General features: G+C 64.8%; 13 protein-coding genes. 9 read left to right on the forward strand and 4 right to left on the reverse strand.

What is annotated here, in order from left to right; all coding sequences use genetic code 11:
- Positions 1-68 precede the first annotated feature (68 nt).
- Genes ASH04_RS04435 through ASH04_RS04445 form a run of 3 tightly spaced genes read left to right on the forward strand, consistent with a single transcriptional unit; the run spans position 69 to position 5,015 of the window.
- Entirely contained in the window at positions 69-3,200 is a 3,132-nt protein-coding gene (locus ASH04_RS04435; protein ID WP_057472805.1) for an arabinosyltransferase domain-containing protein, read from the forward strand.
- 55 nt (positions 3,201-3,255) lie between these two features.
- Positions 3,256-4,224, forward strand: a complete 969-nt coding sequence (locus ASH04_RS04440) for a daunorubicin resistance protein DrrA family ABC transporter ATP-binding protein (protein WP_027498152.1) — start codon at positions 3,256-3,258, stop codon at positions 4,222-4,224.
- Positions 4,221-5,015 (forward strand): ABC transporter permease, encoded by a 795-nt coding sequence (locus tag ASH04_RS04445; RefSeq protein ID WP_027498151.1) that lies wholly within the window; start codon positions 4,221-4,223, stop codon positions 5,013-5,015. The genes ASH04_RS04440 and ASH04_RS04445 overlap by 4 nt, the downstream gene beginning before the upstream one ends.
- A 68-nt stretch (positions 5,016-5,083) precedes the next feature.
- On the opposite strand, the gene greA is transcribed toward ASH04_RS04445, so the two are convergent.
- On the reverse strand, positions 5,084-5,578 hold the full coding sequence (gene greA / locus ASH04_RS04450) for a transcription elongation factor GreA (protein ID WP_027498150.1): 495 nt from the start codon (positions 5,576-5,578) through the stop codon (positions 5,084-5,086).
- Between the two features lie 223 nt (positions 5,579-5,801).
- The gene (locus ASH04_RS04455) at positions 5,802-6,242 is read right to left on the reverse strand and encodes a DUF4307 domain-containing protein (RefSeq protein ID WP_027498149.1); all 441 of its coding nucleotides are present in this window, start codon (positions 6,240-6,242) and stop codon (positions 5,802-5,804) included.
- Positions 6,243-6,345: 103 nt separating this feature from the next.
- Between ASH04_RS04455 and mca the strand changes: the two genes are divergently transcribed.
- The 3 genes from mca to ASH04_RS04470 are packed head-to-tail and all read left to right on the forward strand — an operon-like array spanning position 6,346 to position 9,517.
- On the forward strand, positions 6,346-7,221 hold the full coding sequence (gene mca / locus ASH04_RS04460; RefSeq protein ID WP_176458524.1) for a mycothiol conjugate amidase Mca: 876 nt from the start codon (positions 6,346-6,348) through the stop codon (positions 7,219-7,221).
- The gene (locus tag ASH04_RS04465; protein WP_032369685.1) at positions 7,218-7,508 is read left to right on the forward strand and encodes a hypothetical protein; all 291 of its coding nucleotides are present in this window, start codon (positions 7,218-7,220) and stop codon (positions 7,506-7,508) included. Before mca ends, ASH04_RS04465 begins: the two co-directional genes overlap by 4 nt.
- Positions 7,508-9,517 carry a thioredoxin domain-containing protein gene (locus tag ASH04_RS04470; protein ID WP_057472806.1) on the forward strand — a complete coding sequence of 670 codons (2,010 nt, stop codon included), beginning with the start codon at positions 7,508-7,510 and terminating at the stop codon, positions 9,515-9,517. Before ASH04_RS04465 ends, ASH04_RS04470 begins: the two co-directional genes overlap by 1 nt.
- A 38-nt stretch (positions 9,518-9,555) precedes the next feature.
- On the opposite strand, the gene trhA is transcribed toward ASH04_RS04470, so the two are convergent.
- A complete protein-coding gene (gene trhA / locus ASH04_RS04475) occupies positions 9,556-10,221 on the reverse strand; it encodes a PAQR family membrane homeostasis protein TrhA (protein ID WP_032365322.1) in 666 nt (221 codons plus the stop codon).
- A gap of 133 nt (positions 10,222-10,354) precedes the next feature.
- On the opposite strand from trhA, the gene ASH04_RS04480 reads away from it, so the two are divergent.
- Entirely contained in the window at positions 10,355-11,137 is a 783-nt protein-coding gene (locus ASH04_RS04480; protein WP_027498144.1) for an isoprenyl transferase, read from the forward strand.
- An 83-nt stretch (positions 11,138-11,220) separates the two neighbouring features.
- Here the strand turns inward: ASH04_RS04480 and coaA are convergent, their stop codons facing one another.
- Positions 11,221-12,153 carry a type I pantothenate kinase gene (gene coaA, locus ASH04_RS04485; RefSeq protein WP_027498143.1) on the reverse strand — a complete coding sequence of 311 codons (933 nt, stop codon included), beginning with the start codon at positions 12,151-12,153 and terminating at the stop codon, positions 11,221-11,223.
- A gap of 126 nt (positions 12,154-12,279) precedes the next feature.
- Between coaA and ASH04_RS04490 the strand changes: the two genes are divergently transcribed.
- Positions 12,280-13,476, forward strand: a complete 1,197-nt coding sequence (locus tag ASH04_RS04490; RefSeq protein ID WP_057472807.1) for a hypothetical protein — start codon at positions 12,280-12,282, stop codon at positions 13,474-13,476.
- A 63-nt stretch (positions 13,477-13,539) separates the two neighbouring features.
- Positions 13,540-14,823, forward strand: a complete 1,284-nt coding sequence (gene glyA / locus ASH04_RS04495; RefSeq protein WP_027498141.1) for a serine hydroxymethyltransferase — start codon at positions 13,540-13,542, stop codon at positions 14,821-14,823.
- Positions 14,824-14,958: the final 135 nt, after the last annotated feature.

A 14,958-nucleotide genomic window follows, 5' to 3' on the forward strand; every position in this document is an offset into this window, starting at 1 on the left:
GGTTCACACAGGTCGCACTGGTACCTTGATCAGCGACCTGGACCAGGACATCGGTGGGAGAAGTTTGCATGGCACGGCTCGTCGCGATCGTTTCCGCACTGGTGGGAATCCTGCTGACGATCTCGATACCGCTGTTGCCGATCGAACAACAACAGTCGTCGTTGACCTGGCCGCAGAGCGACACCGTCGGCAATGTCGAGGCTCCGCTCGTCGGCTACACCCCGATCAGCGTCGACGCGACCGTTCCCTGTGCAGCCGCGGCCGGTCTCTCCGACGGCGGCCTGTTGCTGTCCACTTCGCCCAAGGGATCGCCCGACGCCTATCGCTACGGTCTCGTCGCCGAGGTGACCGGCGGCGAGACGTCGCAACTGAAGGTGACGCTGCGCGATTCGGTCCTGCTCGAGAAGCCGGTCGCGGAACTGAGCCCATCGACTGCGGGCGACTGCTTGCTGACGATCACCTCGAACGGCACCGCGACCACTGTCGGACTGACCGGTGACGACACCGTCTCCCGTGAGGGCGACGTGCGGCCCCAGCTGGTCGGAGTGTTCAGTGATCTGCAGGGCAACGTTCCCGGTCTGCAGCTGCAGGCCGAGCTGGACAGTAGGTTTTCTTCCACGCCCAGCGCGCTGAAGTGGTTCGCGATGATCGTCGGAGTGCTCGCCACGGGAATATCGCTGGTGGCCCTGCACCGCCTCGATCTGTCCGACGGCCGTCGCGCCCGCCGGTTCCTGCCGCGTCGCTGGTGGAGCTTCGGGCCGGCCGACGCGGTGGTGATCGGGACGCTGCTGGTGTGGCACGTCATCGGCGCGAACACCTCCGACGACGGCTATCAACTGGGCATGGCACGCACGGCCGATCACGCCGGGTACATGGCCAACTACTTCCGTTACTTCGGGGTGCCCGAAACACCGTTCGGCACACCGTTGTACGACATGTTCACCCTCCTCTCGCACGTGTCGACGGCCAGTGTGTGGATGCGGATCCCGACGTTGATCTGCGGCGTCGTCGTCTGGCTCGTCCTCAGTCGTGAGGTGATCCCGCGGTTCGGTGCCGCTGCCCGCGCGTCGAAAACTGCGTTGTGGACCGGCGGGCTGGTGATGCTGGCGTTCTGGTTGCCGTACAACAACGGTCTGCGCCCGGAGCCGTTCGTGGCTCTGGGCGTGTTGCTGACGTGGTGTTCGGTGGAGCGGTCCATCGCGACACGGCGACTGCTGCCTGCGGCGGCGGCGATTCTGATCGCCGCGTTGACGGTCACGTGCGCACCGTCGGGCTTCATCTGTTTCGCGCCACTGATTGCCGGTGCCCGGCCGGTGATTCAGATCGTCGTCGCCCGCGCCCGCGCGTTCGGCACCACTACACTCGGCGCGGCAACACTGCTCGCCCCGCTGGTGGCGTCGGGCACCGTGGTACTCGTCTTCGCGTTCGGGAATCAGACCGTGGCCGGCATGCTCGAGATGCAGCGGGTGCACACTGCGGCCGGGCCGAGCCAGGCGTGGTTCGAGGAGTACCTGCGCTACCAGTGGCTGATGAACATGGACATCGACGGCTCGCTGGCGCGTCGGTTCGGGGTGTTCGTCATGGTCGTCTCGCTGATCGCGGTGGTGATCGCGATGCTGCGCAAGGGCGGCAAGATTCCCGGCACCGCCACCGGACCCGCTCGACGCATCGTCGGCATCACCGTCGGGGCCATGGCGTTGATGATGATCACCCCCACCAAATGGACGCATCACTTCGGCGTGTTCGCCGGGCTCGCGGCCTCGGTTGCGGTGCTCGCGGCCGTGGCAACCGGCGCAGCGGTGCTCCGTTCGCGGCGCAACCGGTTGCTGTTCGCAGCGGCCGTGTCGTTCCTGACGGCGGTCGCCTTCACCGGAACCAACGGCTACTGGTACGTCTCGGCGTGGGGAGTTCCGTTCTGGGACAAGCCGATTCTCGTGGCCGGTCTCGGCATCTCGACGATGTTCCTCGGCCTGACGGTACTGCTGTTGGTCGCCGCCGTGTGGTTCCATCTGCGTGCGCCGTACGTCCGCGCCGACAAGCCGATGGCGCGATGGTGGTCGGTGCCACCGATCGCCTTGGCCGCAGGTCTGATGGTGCTGCTGGCCGTGGCATCGATGGTCAAGGGCGCGGTGGCTCAGTGGCCGTCGTACTCGGTCGCGAAATCGAACCTGTCGGCGCTGGCCGGCAACACGTGTGGACTTGCGAACGACGTGCTGCTCGAGACGAACCCGAATGCCGATGTGCTGCAACCGGTCAGCGGCGACGCCTTCGCTGCTCTCGGGGCCGAGAACGACGGTTTCACCCCGGACGGGGTTGCGCGGGACCTCACCGCAGACAAGGAATCCTCGGCGTCGGGCACCTCGAACACCGTCGACACCGAGGATCAGCAACAGCCGACGTCGACCACCGGAGCCGGAACCGGGGGCAGTGCACTGCCGTACGGCCTCGACCCTGCGACCGTGCCGGTACTGGGGTCGTTCGGATCGGACACTCCCGCCACCCTGACCACCGGCTGGTACGCGCTGCCCGCCGACCCCGGTCAGCTCGTCTCCATTGCCGCGGCCGGACGCATCCGCTCGGTGAACTCCGACGGCATCGTCACCTACGGCCAGAACCTCGAACTCGAGTACGGAGTGGACGGCCGGGCGCAGGGGCGGGTGACGCCCATCGACATCGGCCCGACGCCGTCGTGGCGCAACCTGCGGGTGCCGATGGACCTGATTCCCGCCGGCAGCAACATGATTCGTTTAATACTGAGTGACACCGACCGTGACCCCGACCAGTGGCTCGCGGTCACCCCGCCGCGGGTGCCGCGTACCCAGACGTTGAACGAGGTGGTCGGGCGCGAGAATCCGGTGCTGTTGGACTGGGAGGTGGGCTTCAACTTTCCGTGTCAGCATCCGTTCGATCACCGACTCGGGGTTGCCGAAGTTCCGCAGTACCGGGTGTTGCCGGACCGCAGCGGTGCCGTCATCACCAACGCATGGCAGGACCATTTCGGTGGCGGCCCGCTCGGATGGATCGATGTCGTTGCCTCGGCCCGCACCATCCCGTCGTACCTGGACGGGGACTGGGATCGCGACTGGGGATCGATCGAGCAGTACACACCGTACGACCGATCGGCTCAGCCGGCGAAGATCACAGCCACCGAGATCCAGCGTTCCGGCCTGTGGACGCCCGGTCCCATCAAAACCGGTTAATCTCTACGCGTTCGGAAGTCCTTATACCGACAGTGGAAGAAACGGGGAGAGGGCCATGGCGAACGCTATAGAAGTAGAGAACCTGGTACTTCGGTACGGGAAGAACGTCGCGCTCGACGGGATCGATTTCACGGTTCCCGAGGGCACGGTGCTCGGTGTGCTCGGCCCCAACGGTGCGGGCAAGACGACGGCGGTGCGGATCCTGGCCACTCTGCTGCAGGCAACGTCCGGTTCGGCGCGGGTGTTCGGGCTCGATGTAGCGAAGCAAGCCAACGAGGTTCGGGGGACGATCGGCCTGACGGGCCAGTTCGCGGCCGTGGACGAGTATCTGACCGGGTACGAAAATCTGGAGATGGTCGGCAGACTGTTCGGGCTGCGCAAGGCCGAAGCGAGGAAACGCGCCGACGAGCTGCTGAGCAGATTCGACCTCGAATACGCACGCGACCGCACCGCCAAGCAGTACTCCGGAGGCATGCGTCGCCGACTCGACATCGCGGCCAGTCTGATCGGCAGGCCACGGGTGGTGTTCCTCGACGAACCCACCACCGGTCTCGACCCCCGCAGCCGAATCACGATGTGGGAGTTCATCGCAGATCTCGTCCGTGACGGAACGACGATCCTGTTGACGACGCAGTACCTCGAGGAGGCGGACCGGCTCGCCGATTCGATCATCGTCCTCAACAAGGGCAAGATCATCGCGCGCGGCACCGCCGACGAGCTGAAGGCCCAAACGGGCGGCGAGCGAATCGAATTCGTACTCACGGACCGATCTCAGGCCGATCGCGCCAAGGAGATCCTGACCCCGATCGGCGTCGAGCCGCCCACCCTGGACGAACAGGTGGGACGGATCGTCATGCCGGTCAACGGTGGATCGAAGGATCTGTCCACGGCGTTGAGCCGTCTGGAAGCTGCAGGGATCGGGGTGGTCGACGTCGGTCTGCGACGGCCGAACCTCGACGATGTGTTCCTGTCTCTGACCGGTCAGACCACCGGCGAGCCCGAGGCTGCGGAGGAAGAGAAATGAGCAACGTTCTCCTGGATTCGGCGATCATCACCAAGCGAAACCTGATCAAGCTCAAGCGAGTTCCCGATCTGCTGTTCTTCGCAACGCTGTCACCGATCATGTTCGTGCTGTTGTTCGCCTATGTCTTCGGCAGTGCCATCGACGTACCCGGTATCGACTACAAGAGCTTCCTGATGGGCGGCATCTTCGTTCAGACGATGATCTTCGGTGCGTCCATCACCGGATCCTCACTGGCCGAGGATCTGCAGAAGGGCGTCATGGACCGCTTCCGGTCGCTGCCGATGGCGCGATCTGCCGTCGTCATCGGGCGGACGGCCGCCGACGTCGGCAACAACGTCGTCACCATCACGATCATGTCCATCACCGGACTTATCGTGGGCTGGCGCATCACGTCGTCGTTCTTCGACGCTCTGCTCGGTTACGTGCTGTTGCTGTTGTTCGCGTACTCGATTTCGTGGGTGATGGCTCTGGTGGGACTGATCGTGCGCTCCCCGGAGATCTTCAACAACGCGTCGTTCATCGTGATCTTCCCGCTCACGTTCATCGCGAACACCTTCGTGCCGATCGACAACTTCCCGAGCGTGCTCAAGACCATCGCGGAATGGAACCCCATCTCGTCGGTGACCCTGGCCGTGCGTGAGCAGTTCGGCAACACCAATCCGATGGCCCCACCGCCCGAGGTGTGGCCGCTGCAGAACCCGGTCCTGTACACGTTGATCTGGGTCGTGGTGATGCTCGTGGTGTTCGTGCCGCTGTCGGTCCGCAAGTACCAGAAGACGATGACTGCCTGAGATCGTCCGAAACGACAACACCCCCGGCCGCTGAGCGACCGGGGGTGTTGTTCGAGAAAAGACTCGAATCAGGTGTGGTACGGCTCTGCGCTGACCAGCGTGACCTTCATGGTCTTGCCGTTGGGCAGGGTGTACTCGCGGGTGTCGCCGACCTTCGCGTCGATGAGCGATCCACCCAGCGGGGACGCGGGGGAGTACACCTCGAGCTTGCTGTCGCGGGCACCCTCTTCGCGGGTGGCGATCAGGAAGGTCTCGGTGTCGGACTCGTCGCCGTCGTAGTAGACCTTGACGACGGATCCGGGCAGAGCCACGCCCGACTGGGTGGGCGCCTCGCCGACCTTCGCGTTGTTGAGCAGTTCCTGCAGCTGACGAATGCGTGCTTCCTGCTGGCCCTGCTCCTCGCGCGCAGCGTGGTAGCCGCCGTTCTCCTTCAGATCGCCCTCTTCGCGACGCTCGTTGATCTCGGCGGCGATGACGGGGCGATTGGAAATGAGCTGGTCGAGTTCGCTCTTGAGCCTGTCGTGTGATTCCTGGGTAAGCCAGGTCACCTGGGTCTCGGTCATCTCGATCACTCCCTCGTAGTCGGAATCTCGAGTTCGATTCCGGTTTCTAGGCGGTAGGGCACGCAACGAAGAGGGGACTCCAATGGATGGATCCCCTTGGTCGGCCCGCATCCTGGAGCCGTCGACATCGTTGACGCAGGTAACCCTGCCCGCAATGCAGCAATACACGGCACCTGTGCGGCAGCCGTGTACGACCCGAGCTTACCACGAACAGGCTCTTCGCCTATCGGGCTCGTAAATACTCGGGAACATCGAGGCTGCAGCCGTACACGTCTCCGACGGCGGGTGGGGACGACGTCGTCACGTCGGTGGTGAGCTCCACCGTGGTCGAGGAGGACTCCGGTGGGATGTACACCTCGCGCCGTCCCGTCTCGGAACCGTCGCGAGAACGAGCGCGGACGATGCACACCGCCGGCTGCTCCGGGTTCTCTCGGGTGACGCTGAATCGGATCGACATCGTGCTCTCGTCGACGATGTCGAACGAAAGCTGGCTGCCTTCGACGGGCTTGACCGAGAATTTCGTGTACGCGTAGTAGGCCACGCCGAGCCCGACCAGCAGGACCAGTGCCACCAGTGCGATCTTCGTCGCACGTTTCGGAGCTCGCCGAATGCCGCTCGGACCGGAACCCGACGGGTATCTACCTGCGGGAAGTGCGTTGGTCATGTCAGCTCTCGGAGTGAAATCGGGGGTGCCGCTGGGGGCATGTCGGCGTCAGGTGGAACTATAGGGCAGGCAAGAACAAGGCGAATCCGAGGTGAGGAAGAACGTGTCCGGACTGCGGCTCATGGCAGTGCATGCCCATCCCGACGACGAGTCCAGCAAAGGTGCTGCGACCACGGCCCGCTATGCGGCCGAAGGGCACGACGTTCTGGTCGTCACGCTCACCGGCGGCGAGCGAGGGGACATCCTCAATCCGGCGATGGACATTCCGGGCGTCCACCAACGGATCAGGGAGGTTCGACGCGAGGAGATGGCCGAGGCCGCGCGCATCCTCGGGGTACAGCAGACGTGGCTCGGATTCGAGGACTCGGGACTCCCCGAGGGCGATCCGCTGCCGCCGCTGCCCGAGGGCTGCTTCGCGCTGGTGCCTTTGGAGGTGTCCACCGAGGCGTTGGTGAAGGTGGTTCGAGACTTCAAGCCCCACGTCATCACCACCTACGACGAACGCGGTGGCTACCCGCATCCCGATCACATCCGCTGCCACGAGGTCTCGATGGCCGCGTGGGAAGCCGCGGGCGATCCCGAGCGTTTCCCCGATGCGGGTGAGCCGTGGACTCCGCTCAAGCTCTACTACTCGCACGGTTTCCTGCGTAAGCGCATGCAGCTCTTCCACGACTGGTTCATCGATCGCGGCGAGGAAAGCCCGTTCGTCGACTGGCTGAAGCGGTGGGACGGTCAGCGCGACGAGATCATGGAGCGCATCACCACGCAGGTCGACGTGGGCAACTGGTTCGAGCAGCGCGACGACGCACTGCGAGCCCATGCGACGCAGATCGATCCCAACGGAGCGTTCTTCGCGGTGCCGGTGGACGTCCAACGCAAGTTGTGGCCCACCGAGGAGTTCGAGCTCGCCCGCACCCGCGTGACCACGTCACTGCCCGAGACCGATCTGTTCGCGGGAATAGAAGAGACCGAACAATGATCGTGTCGATCCTCGCCCAGCAGCCCACGGGGCCCGAGTTCGGCAAGTCGTCGCCGATCGGTCTGGTGATCCTCGTGGCGTTGCTGGTCGGAACGGCGCTGCTGATCTGGTCCATGAACAAGAAGATCAAGCGTCTGCCCACGACGTTCGAGAAAGAAGATCCCACGCTGGATCAGGCGCTCGACGAGGGCACCGATCGTGGGGGCATCACGCCGAGCCCACAACCGGACACCAGCCGTCCGAAACCCGCTGTCTCCGACAAACCAGCTGTCTCCGACGAACCCTGATGCTCGACGCGAACACGCTGGGCGAATCCACCAGTCCGTATCTGCGTCAGCACGCGGACAATCCGGTGCACTGGCAGCAGTGGGGACCGCAGGCACTGCAGTCCGCGCGTGATCGCGACGTCCCGATCCTGTTGTCCATCGGGTACTCGGCGTGCCACTGGTGTCATGTCATGGCACACGAATCGTTCGAGGACGAGGCCACCGCGGCCCTGATGAACGAGCACTTCGTGTGCATCAAGGTCGATCGGGAAGAACGCCCCGACCTCGATGCGGTGTACATGAACGCCACTGTCGCGATGACCGGTCAGGGCGGTTGGCCGATGACCTGTTTCCTCACACCCGAGACCGAACCGTTCTACTGCGGGACGTACTACCCACCGGCCCCGCGCCAGGGGATGCCCTCCTTCGAACAATTACTGACCGCAATCGCCGATACCTGGTCCACCCGGCGACAGGAGGTGTTCGACGCGTCCGCGGCCATCGTCACCGAACTACGCAAACAGAGCTCCGGAATTCCGGCCGGCGGACGACCGATAGACGCCGATTTTCTGGCCGCGTCCGTCGCGGCGGTCTGCGCCGACGAGGACACCACGTACGGCGGCTTCGGCCGGGCACCGAAGTTTCCACCGGGTGCACTGCTCGAGGGTCTGCTCCGGCACTACGAGCGCACCGGCAACGGTGAGGTACTCGACGTGGTTCGACGTACCGCGGCGGCAATGGCGCGTGGAGGCATGTACGACCAACTCGCCGGCGGCTTCGCACGGTATTCGGTCGACGCCGAATGGATCGTTCCGCACTTCGAGAAGATGCTCTACGACAATGCGCTGCTGCTGCGGTTCTACGCGCACGCCGCCCGGGTCGACGATGATCCGCTGGTGCGTCGGGTGGCGTCGGATACCGCACGATTCCTGCTCGGTGAATTGCGCACGGCCAACGGCTGTTTCGCGTCGGCGCTCGATGCCGACACCGAAGGAGTCGAAGGTCTGACCTACGTGTGGACGCCCGAGCAGCTGGTCGACACCCTCGGTTTCGAAGACGGTGTATGGGCTGCGGGCCTGTTCGCGGTGAATTCCGCCGGCACGTTCGAGGCCGGTATGTCCGTGCTGCAACTGCCCGCCGAGCCCGAGGACTACGACCGGTTCGCCCGCATCCGGAACGCGTTGTCGGCGGCTCGAGCGTCGCGGCCGCAACCCGGTCGAGACGACAAGGTGGTCACCGCGTGGAACGCACTGGCCATCACCGCATTGGCCGAGGCTGGAACCGGCGCGTACGAACCGACCTGGGTCGACGCGGCCGTCGAATGCGGCGAGCAACTGTTCGCCACTCACGTCGAATCGGGACGTGTCCGGCGGGCGTCCCTCGGTAGCGCAGTGGGTGAGGCCACCGGAGTGCTCGAGGACTACGCCTGCCTCGCCGTGGCCGCGGCCACGCTGTTCCAGGCCACCGGCGACGCGGTCTGGACCCGGCGGATGACGACGATCCTCGACGCTGCGATCGAGCACTTCGCCGATCCCGACGACGCCGGCAGCTGGTTCGACACGGCCGACGATGCCGAGACCCTGGTGACCCGGCCGCGGGATCCGATCGACGGTGCGACTCCGTCGGGAGCGTCGACGATGGCTGAGGCGCTGCTCACCGCGGCCGCCCTCGTCGATCACGAATCGTCCGCACGGTACGCAGAATTGGCCGCTGCCTCGCTCGCACGAGCAGCGGCCATCCTCGAACGCGCCCCGAGGTCGGGTGGTCACTGGCTGGCCGTGGCCGAGGCGTCGGTGCGCGGCCCGATTCAGGTCGCCGTGTCGCTCGCACCGGGCGGTGAGTTGCTCGCCGCCGCGCGATCGCTGGCACCCGGAGGTTCCGTGGTGGTCGCAGGATCGGCCGACTCGTCTGCGCTGCTGACGGGCCGACCGCCCGTCGACGGGCAGGAAACGGCGTACGTGTGTCGCGGATTCGTCTGCGACCGGCCTGTGACGTCGGTCGAGGATCTGGCGGCCGCACTGCGGAAGTGACGTCGCCGACGCGGTGTTCCGAGCCTTCCGACGCGTCGTCAGAACAGGACGAGCCACACTGCCACGAGGTGGCAAATTGCCGCCAACACCGTTGCTGCGTGGAAGAACTCGTGATGGCCGAATGTCGTGGGCCACGGATTCGGCCACTTGGTGGCGTAGAGGATCGCCCCGACGCTGTAGAAGATGCCGCCGACCAATAGCAGCAGGAACGGTGCGAAGCCGACGTGCTCGATCAGGGTGGGAGCGACCGGCACGATGGCCCAGCCGAGCACGAGATACAGCGGTACCCCGACCCAGCGGGGAGCGGTGGGCCACAGCATCTTCAGAGCCACCCCGCAGATCGCTCCGATCCACACGACGATCAACAGAGTTCGTCCTGTCGCGGCCGGCAGACCCAGTACGGCGAACGGGGTGTAGCTACCGGCGATGAACAGGAAGATCATGGAGTGGTCGGCGCGTTTCATCCAGATCTGCGACGCGGTGGTCTTCCAGTGCACGCGGTGATAGGTGGCGCTGACGCCGAACACCCCGCACACGGTGATCGAATAGATTCCCGTCGCGATGCCTGCGCTGACCGACACCAGGCTGAACGCCATGGTGACGAGGGTGATCGCGCACACCACCGCGACGCCGAAGGCGTACAGGTGAATCCAGCCACGCATGCGTGGTTTGACGGGTATCTCGTCCAGTCCGAACATCGTCATGAAAGATGACCTCCCGTTCCGCCGTAGTGAACCTACGCAACCGTAGGTTCGGACGCTACTGTACCGGCCGCCCGCTCGAAGACGTCGGCGTAAGGTGATCCTCCGTGGTGATGAGAGCAGCGGTGACGAAGTAGTGGTGATCATTCCGCAGAAGGTGCGCGGCGTTCTCTACAACGTGTACGAGCGGCGTTTGTTGAGTCAGCTCGAGGGTGTGCAGCACCCGCGGCACGTCGCGGTGATGTGTGACGGCAACCGGCGGTGGGCACGGGAGAACGGGTTCACCGACGTCGCGCACGGCCACCGCATGGGGGCGCTCAAGATCGCCGAGATGCTCGGCTGGTGCGACGCTGCCGGAATCGAGATGGCCACCATCTATCTGCTCTCGACCGAGAACCTCCGACGGGATGCCGACGAACTCGATTCGCTGCTCGACATCATCACCGACGTCGTCGAGGAGATCTGCGGACCCGAGATGAACTGGGGCGTCAAACTCGTCGGCACTCTCGATCTGCTGCCTGCATCGACCTCACGTCGGCTCAAAGAGGCGGCTGCGCGCACCGAGGGCCGAACCGGAACGCACGTCAATGTCGCCGTCGGATACGGCGGTCGTCAGGAAATCGCCGACGCCGTGCAGTCGCTGGTCACCGAGAAGATCGCCGAGGGCATCACCGGGGACGAGTTGGTGGCCTCGATCAACGTCGACGGTATCGACAGTCACCTGTACACCTCGGGGCAGCCCGATCCGGATCTCGTCATCCGCACCTCGGGAGAGCAACGCCTGTCCGGTTTCCTGCTGTGGCAGAGCGCATATTCGGAGATCTGGTTCACCGAGGCCTATTGGCCGGAATTTCGTCGCGTCGACTTCTTGCGCGCACTCCGCGACTTCGCCGCACGGCACCGCCGGTTCGGTATCTGACGTGCACGGCTGGACCGTCTGGTCATTCCGCAGGCTCCACTCCAGCTCGTAGCCTGCTACGAACTTCCACTCACGACCTGGACCTACAACTTTCGCAGGCGCAGCCGGTTGATCGCGTGGTCGTTGTCCTTGCGCAGCACCATGGTTGCTCGCGGACGCGTCGGCAGAATGTTCTCCACCAGGTTCGGCAGGTTGATCGAATGCCACAGATCCTCGGCCGCGATCTGCGCGTGATCGTCGGACAATCCTGCATAGTGATGGAAATGGGAGGACGGGTCGGTGAACGAGGTCTTGCGTAGCGCCAGAAATCGTTTGACGTACCAGCTCTCGATGTCCTCGATCCGAGCGTCGACGTAGATCGAGAAGTCGAACAGATCCGAGACCATCAGCCTAGGTCCGGTCTGGAGTACGTTGAGCCCCTCCACGATCAGGATGTCGGGCTGGCGAACCATGTGGTACTGGCCTTTGACGATGTCGTACGACACGTGCGAATAGACCGGCGCGCCCACCTCTTCGGTTCCGGACTTGACCTCGGTGACGAACCTGAGCAGCTTGCGTCGGTCGTAACTTTCGGGAAAGCCCTTGCGGTGCAAGATCCCTCGGCGCATGAGCTCGGCCGTCGGATACAGGAAACCGTCCGTGGTGACGAGGTCCACGCGGGGATGGTGATCCCACCGGGCCAGGAGTGCTTGCAGCACACGGGCAGTGGTGGATTTACCGACCGCGACGCTGCCCGCTACGCCGATGACGAACGGAACCTGTCGATCGGGATGTTTCTCACCGAGGAACGTGGCCGTCGCCGCGAACAACCGCTGGCGCGCGGCCACCTGGAGATGAATCAGTCGGGCCAGCGGCAGATAGACCTCGGCCACCTCGTCCAGATCGATCTGCTCACCGAGACCGCGCAGGCCGACCAGTTCTTCCTCGGTGAGTACCAGCGGTGTGGATTGACGCAGCGTGCGCCACTGCACACGGTCGAACTCGACGTACGGACTGGACTCGCTCACGCACGCCACCTGAGCATCGGAGCTGCTGAGGATTCGGCGGTGCTCCTGTCGGGCGCGAGTCGCATGGTTCCAGATTGTGCTCGGTGCCTGTCCACCGCGCACGGGCGGGGTCGTTCGCCGTACTAGGGTTCGGATATGGATGCTGCTTCCCTGGTTCGCGAATACCTGTTGCTGGGCCTGAGTTTCGACCGACTCGAAGACGGTTTCGTCGACGCGTACACCGGTGATCCCGAACTGCGTCGAATCACCGAGAACGCCCCGGTGCCGGAGCCGCGTGAGCTCGTCCGTCGAGCGCAGACACTGCGCGCCGAGCTCGGCAACGTCGAACTGACAGCGGAACGCCGGACGTTTCTCGACGTCCACCTGCGGGCGTTGGAATGCTCCGCGCGCAAGTTCGCAGGCGAGAACATCGGCTTCGTCGACGAGGTCCACGCCTACTTCGACGTTCGAATCGCACCGGGGGATCAGGACCAGTACCTGCAGGCGCATCGCAAGATGGACGAGGTGCTCCCCGGACCCGGCTCGCTGAGCGAACGGTTGATCGCCCACCGCCGCGCCGACGTCATTCCAGCGGATCGACTGCAGGACTGCGTCGAGGCGTTCTCGTCCGCGCTGCGCGACCGTGTCCGCGCCGAATACTCGTTGCCCGAGAACGAGAAGGTGACGTACGAGGTAGTCGGCGACAAGCCGTGGTCCGGCTTCAACTACTACCTCGGCAACTTTCAGTCCACCGTCGCGATCAACTCAGACATCGAACAGCAGATGGCCAACCTGCCCCACCTGATCGCGCACGAGTCCTACCCCGGCCACCACACCGAGCACTGCCGCAAGGAGACGGGGCTCGTCGGTGCAGGACAACTCGAGCAGACATTGTTCGTGGTCAACACCCCGCAGTGCCTGATGGCCGAGGGGCTCGCCGACCACGCTCTCGGGGCGATCGTCGGCGAAGGCTGGGGCGCGTGGGCGCAAGAAATCTACGCCGACCTCGGACTGCGATTCGACGGCGACAAGGCCGAGCGACTCTCGGCGGCGTCGAGCCAACTGCTGGGGGTTCGCCAGGACGCCGCGCTGTTGCTGCACGATCAGCACAAGAGCGAGGACGATGTGGCCGCCTACCTGGAGCGATGGTCGCTTGCCTCGCCGCAGCGCGCACGGCACAGTCTGCGCTTTCTGTCCTCGCCGCTGTGGCGGGCGTACATCAGCACCTACGTCGAGGGCTACAAGCTTCTCGCCGGCTGGTTGGACCAGGGTGAGACCGCCAGTGAGCGGGCACAGCTGTTCGGCAGACTGCTCGACGAGCCACTGACACCGGGCGCAGTACGCGTCTCGTAAACTGGCCCAGGTCCGTTGTTTATTGATGCCCCCTTACTCTGCTGTCCCTTGGAGACTCCTGTTATGACTGACGTCAACAACCTGTCACTGGCCGAGCTCGATCCCGAGGTCGCCGCGGCGATGGCAGGTGAACTGGGACGTCAGCGCGACACCCTCGAGATGATCGCCTCGGAGAACTTCGTGCCCCGCGCGGTTCTGCAGGCCCAGGGCAGCGTCCTGACCAACAAGTACGCCGAGGGCTACCCCGGACGCCGCTACTACGGCGGCTGCGAGCACGTCGACATCGTCGAGGACCTCGCCCGCAATCGCGCCAAGGAACTCTTCGGTGCAGAGTTCGCCAACGTGCAGCCGCACGCCGGTGCGCAGGCCAACGCCGCGGTACTGATGGCACTGATCAACCCGGGCGACAAGATCATGGGCCTCGACCTGGCCCACGGCGGCCACCTCACCCACGGCATGAAGCTCAACTTCTCGGGCAAGCTCTACGAGGTCGAGTCCTACGGGGTGTCGAAAGAAGATCACCGCATCGACATGGACGAGGTGCGCAAGCAGGCCATCGCCGCCAAGCCCCAGGTGCTGATCGCCGGCTGGTCGGCCTACCCGCGCCACCAGGACTTCGCTGCGTTCCGTTCCATCGCCGACGAAGTGGGCGCACTGCTCTGGGTCGACATGGCGCACTTCGCCGGACTCGTCGCCGCAGGCGTGCACCCCTCACCCGTGCCTTACGCAGACGTCGTGTCCTCGACGGTGCACAAGACCCTCGGCGGACCGCGCTCCGGCATCATCCTCGCCAAGAAGGAATGGGCCAAGAAGCTCAACTCCGCCGTGTTCCCCGGCCAGCAGGGTGGGCCGCTGATGCACGCCATCGCCGCGAAGGCCGTCGCCTTCAAGATCGCTGCGACGCCCGAGTTCAAGGAACGTCAGGAACGCACCCTCCTCGGCGCGTCGCTGCTCGCCGAGCGGCTCACCGGCGCCGACGTCGCCGACAAGGGCGTCTCCGTCCTCACCGGCGGCACCGACGTGCACCTCGTCCTCGTCGACCTCCGCAACTCCGAGCTCGACGGCCAGCAGGCAGAAGACCTCCTGCACGAGGTCGGCATCACCGTCAACCGCAATGCCGTGCCCTTCGACCCACGCCCGCCCATGGTCACCTCCGGCCTGCGCATCGGCACCGGCGCACTCGCCACCCGCGGATTCGGCGAAGCCGAGTTCACCGAGGTCGCCGACATCATCGCAACCGCCCTGGCCACCGGGCAGGCCACCGACGCCCTGAAAGAACGCGTCGTGAAACTGGCACAGAGCAAGCCGTTGTACGAGGGCCTCGAAGACTGGGGATTGCTGGGCTGACCCTGGCTTTCCTGCCCACCCCGGTCGCGTCAATGGACCATTGCATCGTTCGGACGTCTGCAGTGGTTCTTTCACGCTGGCCCCCGGTCGGATCAATGTGGCTATCAGTCGATCTGAGTGCAACAAAGCCACATT

Source organism: Rhodococcus sp. Leaf233 (assembly GCF_001426165.1).
Taxonomy (GTDB): Bacteria; Actinomycetota; Actinomycetes; order Mycobacteriales; family Mycobacteriaceae; genus Rhodococcoides; species Rhodococcoides fascians.